Source organism: Quatrionicoccus australiensis (genome assembly GCF_020510525.1).
Taxonomy (GTDB): domain Bacteria; phylum Pseudomonadota; class Gammaproteobacteria; order Burkholderiales; family Rhodocyclaceae; genus Azonexus; species Azonexus australiensis_B.
Map to the genome: position 1 here is coordinate 1,414,385 of NZ_CP075188.1, position 17,799 is coordinate 1,432,183.

17 protein-coding genes, 1 tRNA gene and 1 pseudogene are annotated in these 17,799 nt (G+C 57.4%); 6 read left to right on the forward strand and 13 right to left on the reverse strand.

Annotation, left to right across the window (positions count from 1 at the left end):
• Positions 1 to 51: 51 nt before the first annotated feature.
• The 4 genes from KI612_RS06805 to KI612_RS06820 all read right to left on the reverse strand — a co-directional run bounded on the left by KI612_RS06805 (position 52) and on the right by KI612_RS06820 (position 2,393).
• Entirely contained in the window at positions 52 to 303 is a 252-nt protein-coding gene (locus KI612_RS06805) for a hypothetical protein (protein ID WP_226443062.1), read from the reverse strand.
• 122 nt (positions 304 to 425) lie between these two features.
• Positions 426 to 746, reverse strand: coding sequence for an H-NS histone family protein (locus KI612_RS06810; RefSeq protein ID WP_226443063.1), 321 nt, complete (start codon positions 744 to 746; stop codon positions 426 to 428).
• 118 nt (positions 747 to 864) lie between these two features.
• Entirely contained in the window at positions 865 to 1,221 is a 357-nt protein-coding gene (locus KI612_RS06815; RefSeq protein ID WP_226443064.1) for a hypothetical protein, read from the reverse strand.
• A gap of 326 nt (positions 1,222 to 1,547) precedes the next feature.
• Positions 1,548 to 2,393: a hypothetical protein gene (locus KI612_RS06820; RefSeq protein WP_226443065.1), complete on the reverse strand. Its 846-nt coding sequence runs from the start codon at positions 2,391 to 2,393 to the stop codon at positions 1,548 to 1,550.
• Positions 2,394 to 2,501: 108 nt separating this feature from the next.
• Between KI612_RS06820 and KI612_RS06825 the strand changes: the two genes are divergently transcribed.
• Both KI612_RS06825 and KI612_RS06830 read left to right on the forward strand, forming a co-directional pair.
• On the forward strand, positions 2,502 to 2,843 hold the full coding sequence (locus KI612_RS06825; RefSeq protein ID WP_226443066.1) for a helix-turn-helix domain-containing protein: 342 nt from the start codon (positions 2,502 to 2,504) through the stop codon (positions 2,841 to 2,843).
• Positions 2,844 to 2,921: 78 nt separating this feature from the next.
• A complete protein-coding gene (locus tag KI612_RS06830; protein WP_226440294.1) occupies positions 2,922 to 3,959 on the forward strand; it encodes an IS630 family transposase in 1,038 nt (345 codons plus the stop codon).
• Between the two features lie 340 nt (positions 3,960 to 4,299).
• Here the strand turns inward: KI612_RS06830 and repC are convergent, their stop codons facing one another.
• The 4 genes and pseudogenes from repC to KI612_RS06845 form a co-directional block, all read right to left on the reverse strand.
• Positions 4,300 to 5,157: a replication protein C, IncQ-type gene (gene repC / locus KI612_RS06835; RefSeq protein WP_226443067.1), complete on the reverse strand. Its 858-nt coding sequence runs from the start codon at positions 5,155 to 5,157 to the stop codon at positions 4,300 to 4,302.
• An 81-nt stretch (positions 5,158 to 5,238) separates the two neighbouring features.
• The gene (locus tag KI612_RS06840; RefSeq protein ID WP_404818098.1) at positions 5,239 to 6,765 is read right to left on the reverse strand and encodes a site-specific integrase; all 1,527 of its coding nucleotides are present in this window, start codon (positions 6,763 to 6,765) and stop codon (positions 5,239 to 5,241) included.
• Between the two features lie 75 nt (positions 6,766 to 6,840).
• Positions 6,841 to 6,972, reverse strand: a pseudogene (locus KI612_RS19930) (DUF6538 domain-containing protein); the annotation flags it as partial.
• Positions 6,973 to 7,097: 125 nt separating this feature from the next.
• Positions 7,098 to 7,182: transfer RNA gene (locus tag KI612_RS06845), tRNA-Leu, on the reverse strand.
• 40 nt (positions 7,183 to 7,222) lie between these two features.
• On the opposite strand from KI612_RS06845, the gene rnr reads away from it, so the two are divergent.
• The gene (rnr, locus tag KI612_RS06850; RefSeq protein ID WP_226443069.1) at positions 7,223 to 9,724 is read left to right on the forward strand and encodes a ribonuclease R; all 2,502 of its coding nucleotides are present in this window, start codon (positions 7,223 to 7,225) and stop codon (positions 9,722 to 9,724) included.
• Positions 9,725 to 9,736: 12 nt separating this feature from the next.
• Here rnr and KI612_RS06855 read toward each other — a convergent pair whose 3' ends face one another.
• On the reverse strand, positions 9,737 to 10,603 hold the full coding sequence (locus KI612_RS06855; RefSeq protein ID WP_226443070.1) for an HDOD domain-containing protein: 867 nt from the start codon (positions 10,601 to 10,603) through the stop codon (positions 9,737 to 9,739).
• Between the two features lie 129 nt (positions 10,604 to 10,732).
• Here KI612_RS06855 and KI612_RS06860 point away from each other — a divergent pair, with 129 nt between their 5' ends.
• Both KI612_RS06860 and rlmB read left to right on the forward strand, forming a co-directional pair.
• The gene (locus KI612_RS06860; protein ID WP_226443071.1) at positions 10,733 to 11,248 is read left to right on the forward strand and encodes a bacteriohemerythrin; all 516 of its coding nucleotides are present in this window, start codon (positions 10,733 to 10,735) and stop codon (positions 11,246 to 11,248) included.
• Between the two features lie 66 nt (positions 11,249 to 11,314).
• Positions 11,315 to 12,046: a 23S rRNA (guanosine(2251)-2'-O)-methyltransferase RlmB gene (gene rlmB / locus KI612_RS06865; protein WP_226443072.1), complete on the forward strand. Its 732-nt coding sequence runs from the start codon at positions 11,315 to 11,317 to the stop codon at positions 12,044 to 12,046.
• An 18-nt stretch (positions 12,047 to 12,064) separates the two neighbouring features.
• On the opposite strand, the gene rarD is transcribed toward rlmB, so the two are convergent.
• The 4 genes from rarD to pbpC are packed head-to-tail and all read right to left on the reverse strand — an operon-like array spanning position 12,065 to position 16,820.
• Entirely contained in the window at positions 12,065 to 12,958 is an 894-nt protein-coding gene (gene rarD / locus KI612_RS06870) for an EamA family transporter RarD (RefSeq protein ID WP_226443073.1), read from the reverse strand.
• A gap of 5 nt (positions 12,959 to 12,963) precedes the next feature.
• Positions 12,964 to 13,656, reverse strand: a complete 693-nt coding sequence (locus tag KI612_RS06875) for a DUF599 domain-containing protein (protein WP_226443074.1) — start codon at positions 13,654 to 13,656, stop codon at positions 12,964 to 12,966.
• Between the two features lie 38 nt (positions 13,657 to 13,694).
• Complete coding sequence (locus KI612_RS06880) at positions 13,695 to 14,552, reverse strand: DMT family transporter (RefSeq protein WP_226443075.1); 858 nt, start codon at positions 14,550 to 14,552, stop codon at positions 13,695 to 13,697.
• 57 nt (positions 14,553 to 14,609) lie between these two features.
• Entirely contained in the window at positions 14,610 to 16,820 is a 2,211-nt protein-coding gene (pbpC, locus tag KI612_RS06885) for a penicillin-binding protein 1C (RefSeq protein WP_226443076.1), read from the reverse strand.
• Positions 16,821 to 16,991: 171 nt separating this feature from the next.
• On the opposite strand from pbpC, the gene KI612_RS06890 reads away from it, so the two are divergent.
• Complete coding sequence (locus KI612_RS06890; RefSeq protein ID WP_226443077.1) at positions 16,992 to 17,723, forward strand: S1 family peptidase; 732 nt, start codon at positions 16,992 to 16,994, stop codon at positions 17,721 to 17,723.
• The last annotated feature ends 76 nt before the right edge of the window (positions 17,724 to 17,799 follow it).

Sequence of the window (17,799 nt, forward strand, 5' to 3'; positions counted from 1 at the left end):
TGCTTTTCTAATTTAGAAAAGCATCCCTATATAGAGTACGCTTGTGTAATTTTACTTAAAACCCAATCCGCTGCTTTGTGTTGGCGTAACAGTGCAAATATCATCATTTGTCCAGTTAATAATGAAACCTTGAAACCAAATTAGATTGTGAGCAGTTAAAGGAAAATGCAATGCTTCGGTTTGTCCTCGTAGAATAATGCAAATTTGTTTGATGCCATTAATGATGGTAATTGAAATTGAAACTATATCGTTCATTTCAATTTCTTGCGTGCCGCCGCCGAACGTGTCAAGGGATACTTTCATTTTATTCCAATAAACGTATCTAACTATCCAAATAGTATGCTTTATCTTTGATATGGCTTTTCTCATTTTTCACTCTGTTTTAATCTGTTCTTAAAATTAAAACAAAAAGTGAAAAATTAAAATCATTTAATCAAAAACTCTTCTTTGTCGTGACCGGCATCAATCAGTGCCTGGAACTCTTTAGGAGCGCGACCACGACCAGTCCAAGTCTTCTTACCATCAGGAGTGATGTACTTGGGCTTAGCTGGTGCACGAGTAGCGGTAGCGACTTCAGTAGGTTCGTTGGTAACAGAACCGAAACCACACTCAGCAGCAGTCAAACCGTATTTCTTGATGATGGCTGTGACTTGTTGGATTGCATCCGACAATTCTGCTTTACGTGCTTCTTCGATACGCTTGTCTAGTTCGTCACGTTCAGCCAGTAGGTCGTGGTAGCTTGCCATGGTGTTTATCTCCTGTGTATGCAAAGTAGAAAGTTTGGCAATTTACTACTGTTTATCATTAGTTACAAGAAACTCTTGGCAATAAAAAACCCACCGGTTTGGGTGGGTTCGGTGTTTATCAGAAATAGTGGGTTGGTTTTTCAGGCTTCAATTTCCCGTTTTGAAACCCAAGGTATGTACTACTTGAAAGCATGCCTGTCACAGGGTCTTCAACTCCACCGTAAGCAAACTGTTCTGTTCCATCACTGTTTCTATCGTACCCACGAGGCTTTCCAAATTTCTTCATAACCTCTTCTGGTGATGCACCATATAGTTTTTCAACTGCAGCATCAAACTCAGCAATGGTATAACCAAGTTTTGGTTTGGCGGCTTGAGTAGGGTTTGTTGTTGGTGTTGGTGCAGGTGGTGGTTCAGAAGAGCCACATGCAGTTAAAGCCAAGCAACACAAAACGATAGCTGGTACATATATTTTCATATTCAACGCCTTTAATTAAAATATTTTATTCGCAAGGCTAATCCTCACCTTTATCGAATATTGCGAAGTAGATTAAACGGAGAATCGGCATCAAGAACCATGGAAGAGTCAAAATCCAGAACACAACAACATCGAGTTTGTCCAGGTCCAGCGTGTCGAAAACGCCGGTTTTTCCAAAACGGCCATGTCCATGAATCCACGCAAACCATGCCGGAATTAGATAGACAATGCTTATAAAAATCAGATATATAAATCGAAGATACCCACTCAGCGATATATATATAAAATAAAGATATTCGAACAATTGTGTTTACTCCACTTTTGATTTAATCATCATCCATTGCTTCGCCTGGGCGATGATATGCACAAACAACCATTTCTATACGGCTGCTTAATTTCTTAATTTCTTTTTGCTTCTTGGATGTGTCACGCCAGTAAAGTTCTCTGGCTAGGATAGTGGTAGCTTGACCAACTAAATTAGATTCCGGGTAGGTGGTAACGGATAGTTCTCGTACTTGGCTACCAGTGTCGCAGTTGAACTCTGCGAGAATTTCGGCAGACTTGACCTTCGATGGGTTCTGGCTAAATCCATCACCAATAATAAATTGTTTTAATTGTGGGTCGATTAGTGTGAACCTTAATACTCCGTATTCACCAATGCGTTTAATCGAACCTGCTTTGATATAGGCACTCATGCCTTTGATGTTTAATGCAGGGTTGCCTACCGTGATGCCTTCATTATCTTGGGCTACTACTCGTTCACGTTCAGCTTTGGCTTCTGCATCCTGTTGTACGTGGTGAGCTGCATAGATGCTCATGCCGGTTGTAATGAGTAGCAGTGCAATGAATGGGCCTGTTCTATATATACGGGTGAGGTAGCTAGGCCACAAAAAGTGAACTAGTCGTCTACTGATGCCGGCTTTTTCTGATCGTCCATAGTCTACAAGGCGCTTGCGTATGGTCAGGTCAAGAACCAAGGCGGTGACGCCTAGCGCCAGTAGTAGCGCAGCCAACCCAACTAGAAGATTGGTAGATATATAGCCGGTCAGAGCCGCTACACCTGCGGAGAAGGCTAGAAGCGTGTTGTAGGGAAGGATGTACTTGACGACGACATGACCAAGGTCATGGCCTACGTGTGGAACGTCTGTTTGGTCGCTTACTGGGTGGGTCATAAATCGGTGAAATGCCGTACTAGACCTAAAGAGTTGAAAGTTTCAACTTAAAACGCACTTCATGTCAATCGGTTGACACTAGACCATCTGGGTCGAATGGAGACCTGTATGCGTGTTGATGAACGTGCGTTAGCAAAAAGGCTTGGGCAGATTGTTGCCAAGCGTCGTGCCATGTGTGGCCTGACCCAAGAAGACCTTGCTGAACGTTTGAATGTTGGTAACGAAGCTGTATCTCGTATGGAACGGGGTACAGTTCCACCGAGTGTTGCTCGTTTACATGAGCTGGCTGGAATCTTCAAATGTTCGGTATGTGACCTACTGATCGAGTCCAGTGCCAGGGCAGAAGAACAATCGGCCTACTTGTCAAAATTGCTTGCGAATGTGTCAGACGATGACCGTAACGTCATTCTGGATGTTGTACGCAAGTTGTCTGAGCACATGCAAAAATAGTCGCTTGTAGAGGCCTTATAGCTCGAAATTGAGTATTAACCTGGCAAATAGATAGGGCGTTTATGTTATGATATTTGCATGGATAAAGAAGATGCCCGCAAGCTCAGGCCAGAGCAACAAAAGGAGAAGCGCAAGATAGCGCTTCGCATGCGAATGAACGGACGCGAATTTGCCGAGATTGGATTAGCGGTCGGAGTACATTCCCGTACGGTCCAATATTGGTGGTCGCGCTACCAGGCAGAAGGCCTCAAGTCGGCGGTAGAAGGCGGCAAAAGAGGCACGGAGATTGGTGAGCGACGCACACTCAGCGTGGAACAGGAGTGGGCAGTGCAGCAGTTGATCAGCGAGAAAATGCCTGACCAACTCAAGCTTTCCTTCGCGCTCTGGACACGGGCAGCAGTTCAGGAGTTGATCCATCGTCGTTTCAAGATCGACATGCCGATTCGGACGGTCGGTGAGTATCTCAAGCGCTGGGGTTTTACACCGCAGAAGCCGTTGAAGCGGGCCTATGAGCAGAAACCTGAATTGGTGGAGGCTTGGCTCAAGGAGAGTTACCCACGCATCGCCCGGCGCGCCAAGGACGAAGGGGCGGAGATTCACTGGGGTGACGAAACGGGCATCCGTAGCGATTGCCAACATGGCCGGAGCTATGCGCCAGCGGGAAAAACACCTGTTCAAAGGGTGCCCGGCAGCCGGTTTGCCACGAACATGATCTCCACGGTCACCAACCAGGGGAAAGTGCGCTTCATGCTCTATCGGGAAACGATGACGGCCACTGTCCTGATTCGATTCCTTGCACGCCTGGTTCGTGATGCTGGACGCAAAGTGTTTTTGATTCTCGACAACCTGCGAGTGCATCACAGCAACAAGGTTCGGGACTGGTTGGAAAAACATACCGAGCACATTGAGTTGTTCTTCTTGCCCGCCTACGCCCCGGAACTCAATCCGGACGAGTATCTGAATTGCGACCTGAAGGCCTTGGTTCATGGCGGAAAGCCTGCCAGGAATCGGGATGAACTGGAATCAAAGGTGCGAGGTGCAATGATGAAAATACAGAATCGCCCAAAACGGGTTATGTCCTATTTTAGACACCGAAAAATCCAATATGCCGCGTAATGAACCTATTGGATTGCCGGGTTAATATTGATAGCGGACCTAGTGCACGGCAAGCCGCGCCATATAAAATTTTTTTGGTTTGGCTAGTTATTGTTAAAACCTGATTTTTTGTTTTTGATTAAACAGAAGATAAATATACTTCGTTTGCGAAGCAATAAATGTAAAAAAGCAGCCCCTTAAAGGCTGCTTTTTTACTATAGTATCTTTAGTAACTATAGTAGGAAATTTTTTGCTTCTTGAATCGTTGAGAGAGTAGGAAGACAAAAATGGGGGCGTGTCTGAAAGTACGGTAGAACGTGATTGAAAGTACGGTAAAGCGTGTCTGAAAGTACGGTTGTTTTCATTTTAATTTAGGACGTTTTATCGTCACAAAACCTGATTCTTTGTCTTCAATACATTCCCATCCGTTCAGTAAATTAATTTCGTCTAATGCATTGCGCAAATACTCTCGTCTTTTTCGAAGTTTTGCGGTTTCAGATTCATCACCCCATACATGCGGCATTAGTAAATCTAACTGGATTTTGTTTTCAGCACCATGGCGAATCCAACTTGATAACCAAACATGCAGACGTTTAGAGACTTCACTTTTTAATTCTCGTTGCTCTTTCATGTCTACGAAAGTTGATTGACCACCTGCTAATGCTTTACTCAGCATCGGGTTTATTGCAATTACTAAACGTTTGTCAATTCCTGCAATATGGCTGAACAGGTTGGCTTGCCAGAATAACGTAGTTACGTCATCACCTTTATAAATTACAAAACTAACGCCCGATAAACGGATAAGGCTTTCTTTGATTTGTTTGTAATTGTTTCCTGCATCAGTAACACCCATTACTTTGCAAATTTCGTTTACTGTCGTTTCCAATACCAATACATCAAGGTCGGATGCGTCATATTTCAATTTAAGAGCATCCCTAACCTCTTTCATTGTTTCAGATTCATCCGCTGGGCCAACACGTGTAACTCTACCTTTTTCAGATGCAAGTCTATGTACTGCCAAGAATACTGATTGGTCTGTAATGTTCAATGGGCAGTAGTTACGCCACCAAAACGTAAGGGCTTTGTACTTGTACCGGATTGATAAAGATTGACCTTCAAAGGATTGCCGTTTTAGCGGTCTGAACAATCCATCAGTCAAACAATGCGATGGGTCTACGCGTGCATGGTCGAACACAATCACATGCTTTTTTGTGTTCACAGGTGGTTTCTTGGTGGGTGTCTTTTTCTTTTTAGTCATAATTAAAAATAGTATATGACTGATTAGATATTAAACAAGTAATCAAAAGTTCATACCCATCTCGGGTAACTGGTTTTCCTCAGCCGTAATAATTTCGTTTCTGACCAACTTGATACCCTTCGGAATACGGTCAGTTTGTACAAGGTTCTGTGAAAGCATCTTGAATGGGGTCAGTTCTAATTTGAAGTCGACTTGTTCAATGTATGGCAGGAGTACATGCGGGTAGTAGTTGTCGCCGTACATTTGGTAGGTCTTGCCACGACCTTCCCGGTCATCTTCAAGCTTTTCCTTGTCTGAACGGCTATAAGCATGGCCTGCAATATCAGCGGCAATGCGTTCCGGTAGTTGGTTCTGCTTGAAGAAGTTGATGAACGTATGCCGGAATGAGTGGTTTGAGATTTCAGGGCGTTTGATTTTTAGAATATCCAGCAGCCGACCGAACCAGTCACCTACATAGTCAGAGCGTTTTTGTTTGCCATCCAGACGCAGGTTGGGAAACAGGTAGTCAAACCCATGACTCTTGATGGTTTCATAATATTCTTTGAACCCAAGGTCATTCCAAAGCTTCGGATGGATAGGAATCAGGCGTACAGACTCTTTGTTCTTGAGCTTCTGGCCGGTGCCTTCATGGAAGTAGAAGCATGGGATGTGTTCAGAACCGGGGATGTTTTCCGGGAACACGATATCTGCGGTTTGAAGTTGGCAGACCTCGTTTAGCCTGGCACCTGTGAAAAGCTGGATGTGTGGCACAAAGTATTGCTCTGGCCGGTTGTATTCTTCTAGATTGTAGTAACGGCTTTCAAAGATGGCCTTGAGTTCATCGGCTGAAAAAGGATCACGACCCTTGCTGTCATCTTCGGGTAAGTCGAGTCCGTTGGCTTCGTTGGTAGCTACCCATTTTTGTTGAATGGCATATTCGTAAAACTGACGTAGCACCCATAGATAATTATTAACGGTCTTGTTTGAACGAGTCTCAAGGTAGTCTTCAATCGCTACATTGATGACCTCCATGTCATTTTTTCTGGCCTTCTCCAAGTCGGTAATGTAGGCCTGCCACTTGGTCCTTTGTTTAGCCAGTACAGTTTCAAGGGTTTGTCCTTTGAAATCGGTCGTAAGGCGCTTCTTGAAATTGGGTGGGGTCAATGCGATGTTGGTACGAGCTTCAATAATCATGTCATGGGTGACATGAGCCACATCCATTTCTCCGATGTGGTAGGCCCATTCTTGAAGGTTGGATTTACGCTCCCCGGCTGAAGATGCTGTGTTCCAACCTTTTTTAGCTGTACGTTGTCCGGGTTTGACCTCGGTTGCACTTTCAATAAATGCGGCGATGGCTTGCGGGAAAGTGACGCCAGAAGCCTTTTGAGGTGCTTGGTGTGGGGTAGGTGCTACCAGTGTATTTTGATGGCTTACAGGGGCGTTTTGGCGAGCCTCGAAAATCTTCAAGATGCGTTCAGCGTTGCCAACCTCGGTTGGGTTGTTCTGATCGTAATCGAGCTTGAAGATACCCTTCGACAAGTCGATTTCTGCAATCAGATGGGTGTCATTGGGATTCGGTTTGATAGCCATACCAATCGGGGCATTAGATGTAAAAACCGTATGGTATTGGGCTACAAGCTCTCTTGCTAGTCGGATGGCTTCTTGAGCGTTCCCGGTACGCAAGGATTGACGGATGTTGGTACGGTTGCCAACCGATTCCCGTAGATGTTCAGGAACATGCAACCGGAAATAATAAATGCCGTGGCGTGAGCGGCTGAGATAAGATGGAACCCGCATGATGAATCCCTTGAACCGTCACCAGTGCGTTGTCCGACCATCTGTCTCACTAGATGGCTATGTTTGGGATTTTCAAGGGGTAGAAAAACAAAAAGCCCTGACGAATCAGAGCTTTATGCTTTTTGTGGTGCCCAGAAAGGGACTCGAACCCCCACGGAGTTACCCGCTAGTACCTGAAACTAGTGCGTCTACCAATTCCGCCACCTGGGCACAGGTGCGAAGAGCCGCGATTATAGAGAAAGAAAAAGAGATGTCAAGAATCAAACTATCCAAGATCCGCCGTGCCGACCCGTTCTTCGAACGTGAGTGCACCCGCTACGAATTCCCGCTGCCGTCCCGCGAATATATTTCCAAGGTGCTGACCGAAGAAGGCCGGCCGCTCTCCTTCATCGAACTGACCGGACTGCTCGACATTGCCGGCAGCGAACGCGACATGTTCCAGCGCCGGCTCGGCGCCATGGAGCGCGAAGGCCAGTTGATGCGCAACCGCAAGGGCTCCTACATCCTGCCCGAGCGCGCCAGCCTGACGCCGGGCCGCATCCAGGGTCACCAGGACGGCTACGGCTTCCTGGTTCCCGATGACGGCAGTGCCGACATCTTTCTCGACCAGCACCAGATGGGCAAGGTCCTGCATGGCGACCGGGCACTGGTCCGTGTCGTCGGTACCGACCGCAAGGGGCGGCCGGAAGGCAGCATCGTCGAAGTCACCGAGCGCGCCAATACGCGCGTCGTCGGCCGCGTCTTTGTCGAGCACGGCGTCGTCTTCGTGGTGCCGGAAAACAAGCGCATTGCCCAGGACATCCTGGTGTCGACCGAAAAGAAGGGCAAGATCAAGCCGGTTGCCGGTCAGGTCGTGATGGTCGATATCATCGAGCAGCCCAGCAAGTATTCCAAGCCGATCGGCTGCATCAGCGAAGTGCTGGGCAATTATGCCGATCCGGGCATGGAGATCGAGATCGCGCTGCGCAAGCACGACCTGCCGTTCGAGTTTTCCAAGGCTGCGCTCGCCGAAAACAAGGCCTTGCCAGACAAGGTCAAGAAATCCGACCTGGCCGGCCGCGAAGACCTGCGCGAACTGCCGCTCGTCACCATCGACGGTGAAACGGCGCGCGATTTCGACGATGCCGTCTTCTGCGAAAAGAAGGGCCGCGGCTGGCGCCTGGTTGTTGCGATCGCCGACGTCTCGCACTACGTCAAGCCGGGCATGGCGCTCGACAAGGAAGCCATGGAGCGCGGCAACTCGGTGTACTTCCCGCGCCGGGTCATTCCCATGCTGCCGGAAAAACTCTCGAACGGCATCTGCTCGCTCAACCCCGATGTCGAGCGCATGGCCATGGTTTGCGACATGGAAATCAGTGCTGCCGGCAAGATCGGCAAATACCGTTTCTACCCGGCAGTGTTCCGCTCGCATGCCCGCCTGACCTACAACCTGGTCTGGTCCTGGCTGTCTGGCGAAGCCAAGCCGGAAAGCGATGTGCACAAGCAGATCCAGCCGCAGGTCAAGGATCTCTACAAGCTGTTCCACGCGCTGCACAAGGCGCGTGAAGTGCGCGGCGCGATCGATTTCGAGACCACCGAAACGCAGATGCTGTTCAACGAGCAGGGCAAGATCGAGAACATCGTGCCGGTAGTGCGCAACGACGCCCACCGCATCATCGAGGAATGCATGCTGGCGGCCAATGTCTGCGCCTCGGCTTTCCTGGCCGAGCACAAGCAGCCCTGCCTGTACCGCATCCATGAAGCGCCTTCGGCTGAAAAACTGAAGAACCTGCGCAGCTTCCTCGGCGAGTTCGGCCTTGATCTGAGTGGTGGCGACGAGCCGGATGCCAAGGATTACGGCAAGCTGCTCGAGCAGGTCAAGCCGCGTCCGGACTTCCAGCTGCTGCAGACGGTGATGCTGCGCTCGCTGCGCCAGGCCATGTACAGCCCCGACAATGTCGGCCACTTCGGCCTAGCCTACGAGCATTACACGCACTTCACCTCGCCGATCCGGCGTTATCCCGACCTGCTCGTGCATCGCGCGATCAAGGCCGTGCTCGCCAAGGAAAAGTATGTTCCGGTCGGCAGCTGGGACGACATCGGTCTGCACTGCTCCGGTACCGAACGCCGTGCCGACGAGGCAACGCGCGACGTCGAGAACTGGCTCAAGTGCTTCTTCATGAAGGAGCGTATCGGCGAGGAGTTCGAGGGCACCATTTCGGCAGTGACCGCCTTCGGTATCTTCGTCGCCCTCGACACGATCTACATCGAAGGCCTGGTGCATGTCTCCGAGTTGGGCGAGGACTACTTCCAGTTCGACAACGTCAAGCACCAGATGCTCGGCGAACGCACCGGTCAGCGCTTCCGTCTCGGCGACCGGGCCAAGGTCAAACTGGTCCGGGCCGATCTGGAAACCAACAAGATCGATTTTGCCCTGATCCGCGAAGGCAAGACTCGTCCGGCCGGCAAGGCCGCACCGGGCAAGGCGCGCCAGGGCGGAAGAATGCAGCAGACGGCCGTGCCGACGCTGGTGCCGGTGTTCGAAAAGCCGGTCGGCAAGACTGCGGCCAAGGTCGGCCGCAAGGCAGCGCCGAAGGTGATCGTCGAGGCGCCCGCCAAGGCGGTCGCAAAGGCCCCCGCCAAGAAGGCAATCAAGGCGGCTCCGAAGAAGGTTGCCAAAGCACCGGCCAAGGCACCGGCCAAGGCGGCCGCCAAGCGGGGTGTCAAGGCTGCGGTCAAGCCGGCGGCAAAAAAGGCGACCGCCAAGCGTTGACCGCTTGAATCCTCAAGGCTCGGTCGGCTCGATCAATTCGGCCGCCTTGAGGGCGAGGAGGGCAGCCCCCTCCTCGTCGATGCCGGGCAACTGCTCGGCCAGCCAATTGAGCGAGGCCCCCGGAATCAGGTGCCTGGCCTCGACGATATCCGAGGGCAATGCCGGGTCATGATGGCCGCCGCTCGCCAGGTGGCGGGCCGTGTCTATGCACAGCCGGGAAAGATTGGCGCGCGTGTTGTCGATGCCGCGGATCAACTGCGGCAGCAATGGCGGCAGATTCCAGATGCTGGCGCATTTCAGGGTCAGATCCTTGAAGCGGAAGCCGCAGACGTCCATTTGCGCCTGGATGGAGCGTTGCGCCTTGCCGCTGTGCAGTGCCTCAAGGGCGGCCAGCGGCAGTTCCGGGGCGAAGGACCAGAGCAGCAATTCACCGATTTCCGAGAGCAGGGCCGCCATGGCGATTTCGTCCGGCTGCAGGTCGGTGCGGGCCATCCCCCAGCGCAGGGCGAGGCGGCTGGCCAGGTGGCTGCGCGCTTCGCAGGCGGCCAGACCGGCATTTTCTTCATTGGTCGCCGGGCAGTCGCGCAGCAGCTTGTGGAAGGTGTCGGTGCCCAGCTGCATGACCGCACCCAGCGGGGTTGTCGTTTCATGGCCCAGGCGCTGGCTGCGCCGGCTTTCGGCGGCGCGCAGCAGGCGCAGGCAGAGAAAAGGATCGGCGCCGGCAATGTCGGCGAGATCACGGGCGGACAACTGCTCGCCGAGTTCGCTCTCGCGTTCGAGCAATTGCGCCTTCGAACGCGGCATGCAGGGCAACTCGTGGTTGCTCAGGTAGGCAGCCCATTGATCAACGCCCCATTGTCGCTGGTGTTCGTTCAGCACGGATTTCCCTTTCATCGGTGAGGCAAGCCGTCAGGTGGTTATCGGCCGCGATGTCGACAACTCAAGGTTCGACCGGAAAATAGGCGTTTCGGCGTAGAATGCGGAAACAATATTTCGCAGGCAGACGACATGTTCGAGCAAGGCATTGGTGGGGCGGGCGTGCCGGCAGATACGATGCCGACCGGTTTGCTGACCGGTAACCGGACCATCGATCTCGAGCATCAGGAACTCTTCGCCGCACTCAAGGCGGCGCGCACCATCTGCCTCGATCTCAAGACCTATTCCTCCTGTGCCGGTTGTGGCGAGGCGCGTCATCAGCAGTGCGAGCAGGCGCTGGTCGATGTGCTGGGCAATGTGCTCAGCTTCGTCCTCGATCACTTCAAGACCGAAGAGTCGATCATGCGTGATTCGCTGCTGATGATGATCGACCGCGAATTGTGCCAGGTGCACATGGAAGACCACGCGGGAATCTCGGCGATGGTCGAGCGCATGGTCAGAGAACTTGATTCGACGCAGACCGTCAGCCTGGTGCGCGAACTGGATCAGCTGCTGACGCGCTGGGTTGCGCAGCACATCGCGACGCACGATGTGGCGCTGGTGAACTGGATCGAGCGCGAGGATTCGGCGCTGCGCACCAGCTTTTGAGCCCGTTTTGACGGTCGACCGCCGCCGGCGCGGTAAAATCGCGCCTTCAATTTTCAGAAAGTCGCCATGTCTTCCCGCCTGATCTACGGTTTTCACGCCGTTACCGCTAAGCTCCGCCACGATCCTGCCGCCGTCAAGGAGATCAGTTTCGATGCCGGGCGTCAGGATGCGCGTCTGCGCGACCTGCTCAAGCATGCCGAACTGCAGGCGGTGAAGGTGCTGGCGCTGGATGCCAAGCGGCTTGACGGCATGGCGCCGGGCGCCAAGCACCAGGGCGTCATCGCCCGCATCGAGGGCGGCCGCAAGGTGGCGCATCTCGACGACGTGCTCGATACGCTGGAAGAACCGGCCTTCCTGCTCGTACTCGACGGCATCACCGATCCGCGCAACCTCGGCGCCTGCCTGCGGGTTGCCGATGCGGCCGGCGTCCATGCCGTGATCGCGCCCAAGGATCGCGCTGTCGGCCTCACCGATGTTGCCGCCAAGACCGCCTGCGGTGCTGCCGAAACGGTGCCCTACGTGATGGTCACCAACCTGGCGCGCACGCTGCGCGAGCTGCAGGAACGTGAAATCTGCGTGATCGGCACGGCTGGCGAGGCAGAAGACGATCTCTATACCGCAACCTGGCCGCAGGCAACCGCCTGGGTGCTCGGCGCCGAAGGCGAAGGCATGCGTCGCCTGACCCGCGAGAACTGCGACCAGCTGATCAAGATCCCGATGCACGGCACGGTGGAAAGCCTCAACGTTTCCGTCGCGGCCGGCGTCTGCCTGTTCGAAGCCCGCCGGCGCCTCGGCTGATCCACGGTCCCGGCCGCGTCAGGCGGCCGGCCGGCGGTATTTCCGCCACATGCTCCAGCTGAACACGAAAAGCCCGAGCCAGATCAGCCCGAAGCTGACCAGGCGGGCGTTCTGCAGCGGTTCGCCGAACAGCCAGACGGCGGTCAGGAACTGCATGCTCGGGTTGATGTACATCAGCATGCCGACGCTGGCCAGATCGAGGCGCTGCGTCGCCGCGGCGAAGGCCATCAGCGGCAGGGCGGTGAGCACGCCGGCGGCAACCAGCAGCCAGGCGGTCAACGCGTCTGGCGCGGCAAAAACCGCGTGACTGGCGGTTTGCCACTGCCACAGCGCATAGATGCCGCACACCGGCAGCATGGCCAGGGTTTCCAGCCATAGTCCGGAAATGGCATCGACCGGCACCTGCTTGCGGACCAGACCGTAGCTGCCGAAGCTGGCGGCGAGGAAGAGCGACACCCAGGGCAGGCTGCCCAGGCTGAGCACCTCGTTGAGCAGCGCCGCGATGGCGAGCCCGACCGAAATCCACTCCAGCCGGTTGAGGCGTTCCTTGAGCACGAGCAGGCCGAGCAGCACATTGACCAGCGGCGTCAGGAAGTAGCCGAGACTGGAGGCGACCACCTGCTGGTTGGCGACGGCCCACAGGAAGACCAGCCAGTTGCTGCCGACCAGCAGCGCGGCCAGCGCCAGCATGGCGAACTGGCGCGGCGTTCTGAACACGGCCAGCACCTTGCCCCAGCCCTGGCGCAGGGTGAGCAGCAGGCTGACGAAAACGCAGGCCCAGACAGCACGGTTGGAGAGCACGTCCATCGGCGCGACATGCGACAGCTGCCGGAAGAAAAGCGGGAAAAAGCCCCAGATGCCGTAGGCGAGCAGGCCGAAGCCGATGCCGGCGAGCGGAGTGGTGGCGCGCATCGGGTCTAGTCTTCTTCGCGCAGGATGGCTAGCGCCGGCGACTGGAAGTCGCGCCGGTAAAGCACGATCAGCACGCCGATGGCGAGCGCGCCGAGGACGACCGGGTGGAGCAGCCAGCCGGAGGCGGCCAGGCCGAAGTAATAGGCGCGGATGCCGCGGTTGAAGTCGTCGCCGGCCAGGCTGTTGGCGCGTGCGACGCGCAGCGCGTAGCGGTCGATGGCCGGATCGCCTGCCTTGCCGAAGGGGGCGGCGCCGACCAGGATGCAGAGCAGGTTGAACTGGCGCAGCGACCAGGTGAACTTGAAATAGGCGAAGACGAAGGACGCGAGCAGCAGCATCAGCTTGAGCTCAAGCAGTTCGCGGTTGCCCTGGCTGCCGAAGGGCAGTTCGGTGGTGAAGCTGAGCAGCTTGTCGGAGGCACCGAGCGCGGCGAGCAGGCCGGCGATGATGTAGATGGTGGTGTTGGCGTAGAAGGAAACGCTGGTCACCAGGTTGCCGATCAGGGTCGAGTCGGCGACGCGGATCTCGCGCTCCAGCATGCGCTGCGCCCATTGCAGACGGTAAGCCTGGCTGGTGCGGACGAGGCCGCCTTCGCCCCAGCGGCTATGTTCGGAATACCAGGCGTAGCCGGCCCAGGAAGCGAAGAAAACGGCCACCGCGAGCCAGTCGACCGTGGAGAGATGAGGAAGTGCGTTCATGGCGTGGAGTTTGCCACAAGGCAGGCCGTCTGCGCGTTTCAGGCGGCGCCGGGAAGACGCTTCCTGCCGCCGATGACGAGGCCGATACCGCCGAGGATGGCGAGCGAACTGAGCAGCAGTTGCCAGCTGATCGCTTCGCCGAGAAAGAGCACGCCGCCGAGCGCGGCGAGCACTGGCACGCTCAGTTGCAGGCTGGCCGCCGTGGTTGCGGCGAGGGCCGGCAAGGCCGCGTACCACAGCGCGTAGCCGAGACCGGACGCGATGCCGCCCGAGGCCAGCGCGTAGATGACGCCGGCCGTATCGAGATTGATCCGTTCCAGGCCGGCGAGGCTGAGGACGAGGCAGAACGGCAGGGCGCGCAGGAAATTGCCGGCGGTCGCCACGGTCGGGTTACCGAGGCGCTTGCCGAGCAGCGAATAGACGCCCCAGGCGACGCCGGCGGCGAGCATCAGGGCGGCGCTGAGCGGCGGTGGCGCACTGCCCAGGCCGGGCGCGAGCAGGCTGAGCAGGCCGCCGAGGGCGAGGATGAAACCGGCCGTCTGCAGCGCCTGCAGGCGTTCGCCGCGCCACAGGCCGGTACCGATCATGGTCATCTGCACGGCGCCGAACAGGAGCAGGGCGCCGACCGCAGTCGGCAGGCTGAGATAGGCAAAGGAAAAGCCGGCGGCGTAGATGAACAGTGCCGCCGCGGCCAGCCAGCTGCCGCCGGGCGGCGTCGCCGGGCCGCGCCAGCGCACGAGCAGCCAGAGCACGGCGGCACCGGAGGCGAGGCGCAGGCTGGTGAAACTGCCAGCATCGATGCCGGTGGTTTTCAGCGCCAGGCGGCAGAGCAGCGAGTTGGCGGCGAAAGCGAGCATGGCGAGGACGACGATCAGGGCAAGGCGGCGGACGGGCATCGATATTTTCCGGGGCTGGCGGGCGACAGGCTGTGCTTGGGAAAGCGCGGCGGCGCCTTAAGTTCCCTTGCCCTTCAGCGCGCGGACTTCAAAGGCGGTTTCGTCCATCGTTTCGCCGCGCCCGTTTTCCAGGCGCAGCTTGTGGCGGCCCGGTTGCGGCAGCCAGGAGAGCTTGTCGCCGGCCTTGCCGAGCGGCTTGTCGTCGAGGCGCCAGCGCCAGTCGGGACCGGCCGTGGCGGACAGGCGCAGCGGCACGCGCTGGCGTTGCGGCGGGATGTCGGGGTCGAGCGCGATGACGCTGCCGTTCGCCGGGTAGGCGATGCGCGCCAGCGCCGTGCTTGGCGCGGCGCGCACGACCGGCATCTCGGTGCCGGCGAGGAACCATTCCGCGCGTTGCGGCTCGCGCGCCGGTTCGAAGCGGGTTTTCATCCGGACCAGACCGGCCGGGGCGGCGGGCGGCGCGCTGCGCACGCCGGGTCGGGCATGGCGCGCATCGCCGCGCTGCAGCCAGTCCATGACCTCGCGCCAGACCGGCGCCGCGCCGGACACGCCGGAGACGTCGTGCATCGGGCTGCCGCTCGCATTGCCGACCCAGACGGCAACGGTATAGCGGCGCGAGTAGCCGATGCACCAGTTGTCGCGCATGTCCTTGCTGGTGCCGGTCTTGGCCGCAGCCCAGTAGGGCGTGGCGAGCCAGGATTCAAGGCCGAAGGTGGTGGCGCGCGCATTGCGGTCGGCGAGGATGTCGCTGACCAGAAAGGCACTTTGCGGCGTGTTGACCGCATGCGGCGTGCCATCGAAAACGCCGGCGCAGCCTTCGCGGCGGCAGGGCGGCTCGGCCGCGGTCTTGCCCGGCTCGGCGCGCAGCGGCGTCCAGAGGCCGGCGTTGGCCAGGGTGCGGTAGGCGTTGGCGAGCATGAGCAGCGAGACGTCGGCCGAGCCGAGCGCCAGGCTGTAGCCGTACCAGTCGCCGCTTTCCTTGAGGCTGCTGAAGCCGCTCGCCTTGAGGCGTTGCTGGAAGGCATCCGGGCCGAGCCGGACCAGGGTCTTGACCGCCGGCACGTTGAGCGAGCCGGCCAGCGCGACGCGCGCCGAGACCCAGCCGCGGTAGTGCGGCTCGTAATTCTGCGGCGCGTAGAGGCCGTTGCCGGCGTCCAGCGTCAGCGGAGCATCCTCGATCAGCGAGGCCGGCGTCAGCTGGCGGCGTTCGAAGGCTTGCGCGTAGAGAAAGGGTTTGAGCGTCGAGCCGGCCTGGCGCAGCGCGGTCACGCCATCGACCTCGGCGGCACCGGAAAGGTCGCCACTCGAACCGATCCAGGCGAGGATCTCTCCACTTGCATTGTCGATGGCGACGAGCGCGCCGTCTTCGACGTTCTGGCGGTGCAGGGCCGAAAGGTGGCGGCGCAGCGCCTCGCCGGCAAAACGCTGCAGGTCGCCTTCAAGCGACGAGCGTAGCGGTCGACCGGTCGAATTGAGCATTTTTCGCGCGAGATGCGGCGCCAGTTGTTCGCCGGGTGGCGTTGCCGGCGCGCCCAGGCTGCCGCCCAGCGCAAGCGTCGCGAAGCCGTCGAGACCGTCGCATTCGCCGGCCCGGTTCATTTCCTTGAGGAGGTTGCAGGCGCGTTTGACGACCAGCGCCGGGGCGGCGTTCGGGGCGCGCAGCAGGGCCGCGGCCAGCGCTGACTCGCGTTCGTCGAGCCCGTGCGGCCATTTGCCGAACAGCTTGCGGCTCATCGCGCCGACGCCCTGCAACTCGCCGCGGAAATCGACCAGGTTGAGATAGGCCTCGAGAATCTGCCGCTTGTTCCAGGAGCGCTCCAGGCGCAGCGCAGCGGTCGACTGCGAAATTTTGCCCAAAATGCTGCGTCGACCGCTGCGTTTCCCGTCTTCGTCGAGCAGACCGGCCAGCTGCATGCTCAGCGTGCTGGCGCCGCGCGTGCGGCCGCCCCAGAAATTCGTCCACGCCGCCTTGCCGGCGGCCTGCCAGTCGACGCCGTCGTGTTCGAGAAAGCGCTTGTCTTCGGAAACGATCACGGCGCGCACGAAGGCCGGCGCGATGTCGTCCAGTGCGGTCCACGCTTCGCGGCGGCCGTTTTTGTCGAGGCGCAGCGTGTGCAGCGGCCGGCCGTCGCGGGCGAGCAGCGTCGCATCGGAGCTGACGTAGGCGGCCCGCACTTCGGCAAAACCAGGCAGCGCCAGCGCCATGCCGGGCAGGCTGCCGGCAAGACAGAGAAAGAGAAGCGGTGCGCGGAGCTGGCGAATGGGCACGAGGAAATGGGGCAGATTGGCTTGCTCGATGCTTATAACGGCTTTGTCGCTGGTGATGCAAGCTGGTTTCCGGCGCCGTCCTGCACTTGCCAGGCTTTTATTCACCGGCTTGTTTACCTGGCGAGAGCAGGACGGCGCATCATGGCGGGAGTACAACAAGAAAAATCATCGATGATCGAATCCATTCTCCTGACTGCCGCCCGCATCTTCACCTTCAACCGGCAGCAGCACCTGACCAACGCCAGCGGCTTTTTCTTCGCGCGCGGCGAGCGGCTGTTCCTGGTGACCAGTCGGCATGTGCTGTTCGATGAACCGAGCAAGCATTTTCCCAATCGCATCGAGATCGAGCTGCATATCGATCCCGACAACATGGCGCGTTCGACCGGTTTCTCGATGCCGCTCTACCGCGATGGCAAGGCGGTCTGGCGGCAGGCGACCGATGCGGCCGGCGAGATCGACGTCGCCGTGCTCGAGATCAATCGCGAGGCCTTGCCCAAGACGACCGTCTTCCGCGCCTTCACGCCGGCCCACCTGCTGGCGCCGGACGACCAGATCGAGGTCGGCAGTTCGCTGCTGGTGGTCGGCTTTCCGCTCGGCTTTCACGACACGCTGCATCACACGCCGGTGGTACGCCAGGCCATCGTCGCCTCGTCCTTCGGCCTGCGCTTCCAGGGCGAGGGCTATTTCCTGACCGATGCGCGCACCCATCGCGGCAGCAGCGGTGCGCCGGTGGTCATGCGGACCAGCGAGGAAAAGCCGGAACTGGCCGGCCTGCCGTGGATGTTGCTCGGCATTCACTCGGCGCGGCTCGATGTCGGCACGCGCGACCTCAAGCTCGACGAGGCGCTCGGCCTCAATTGCGCCTGGTACGCCGACCTGCTGCTGATCCTGACCAAGGACTGATTTATTTTGCGCCGCCCGGTTAATCAACGGGCATCGGCCTATAGTGGGTTGGACCGGCAACTGCCGGAGTCAGTCA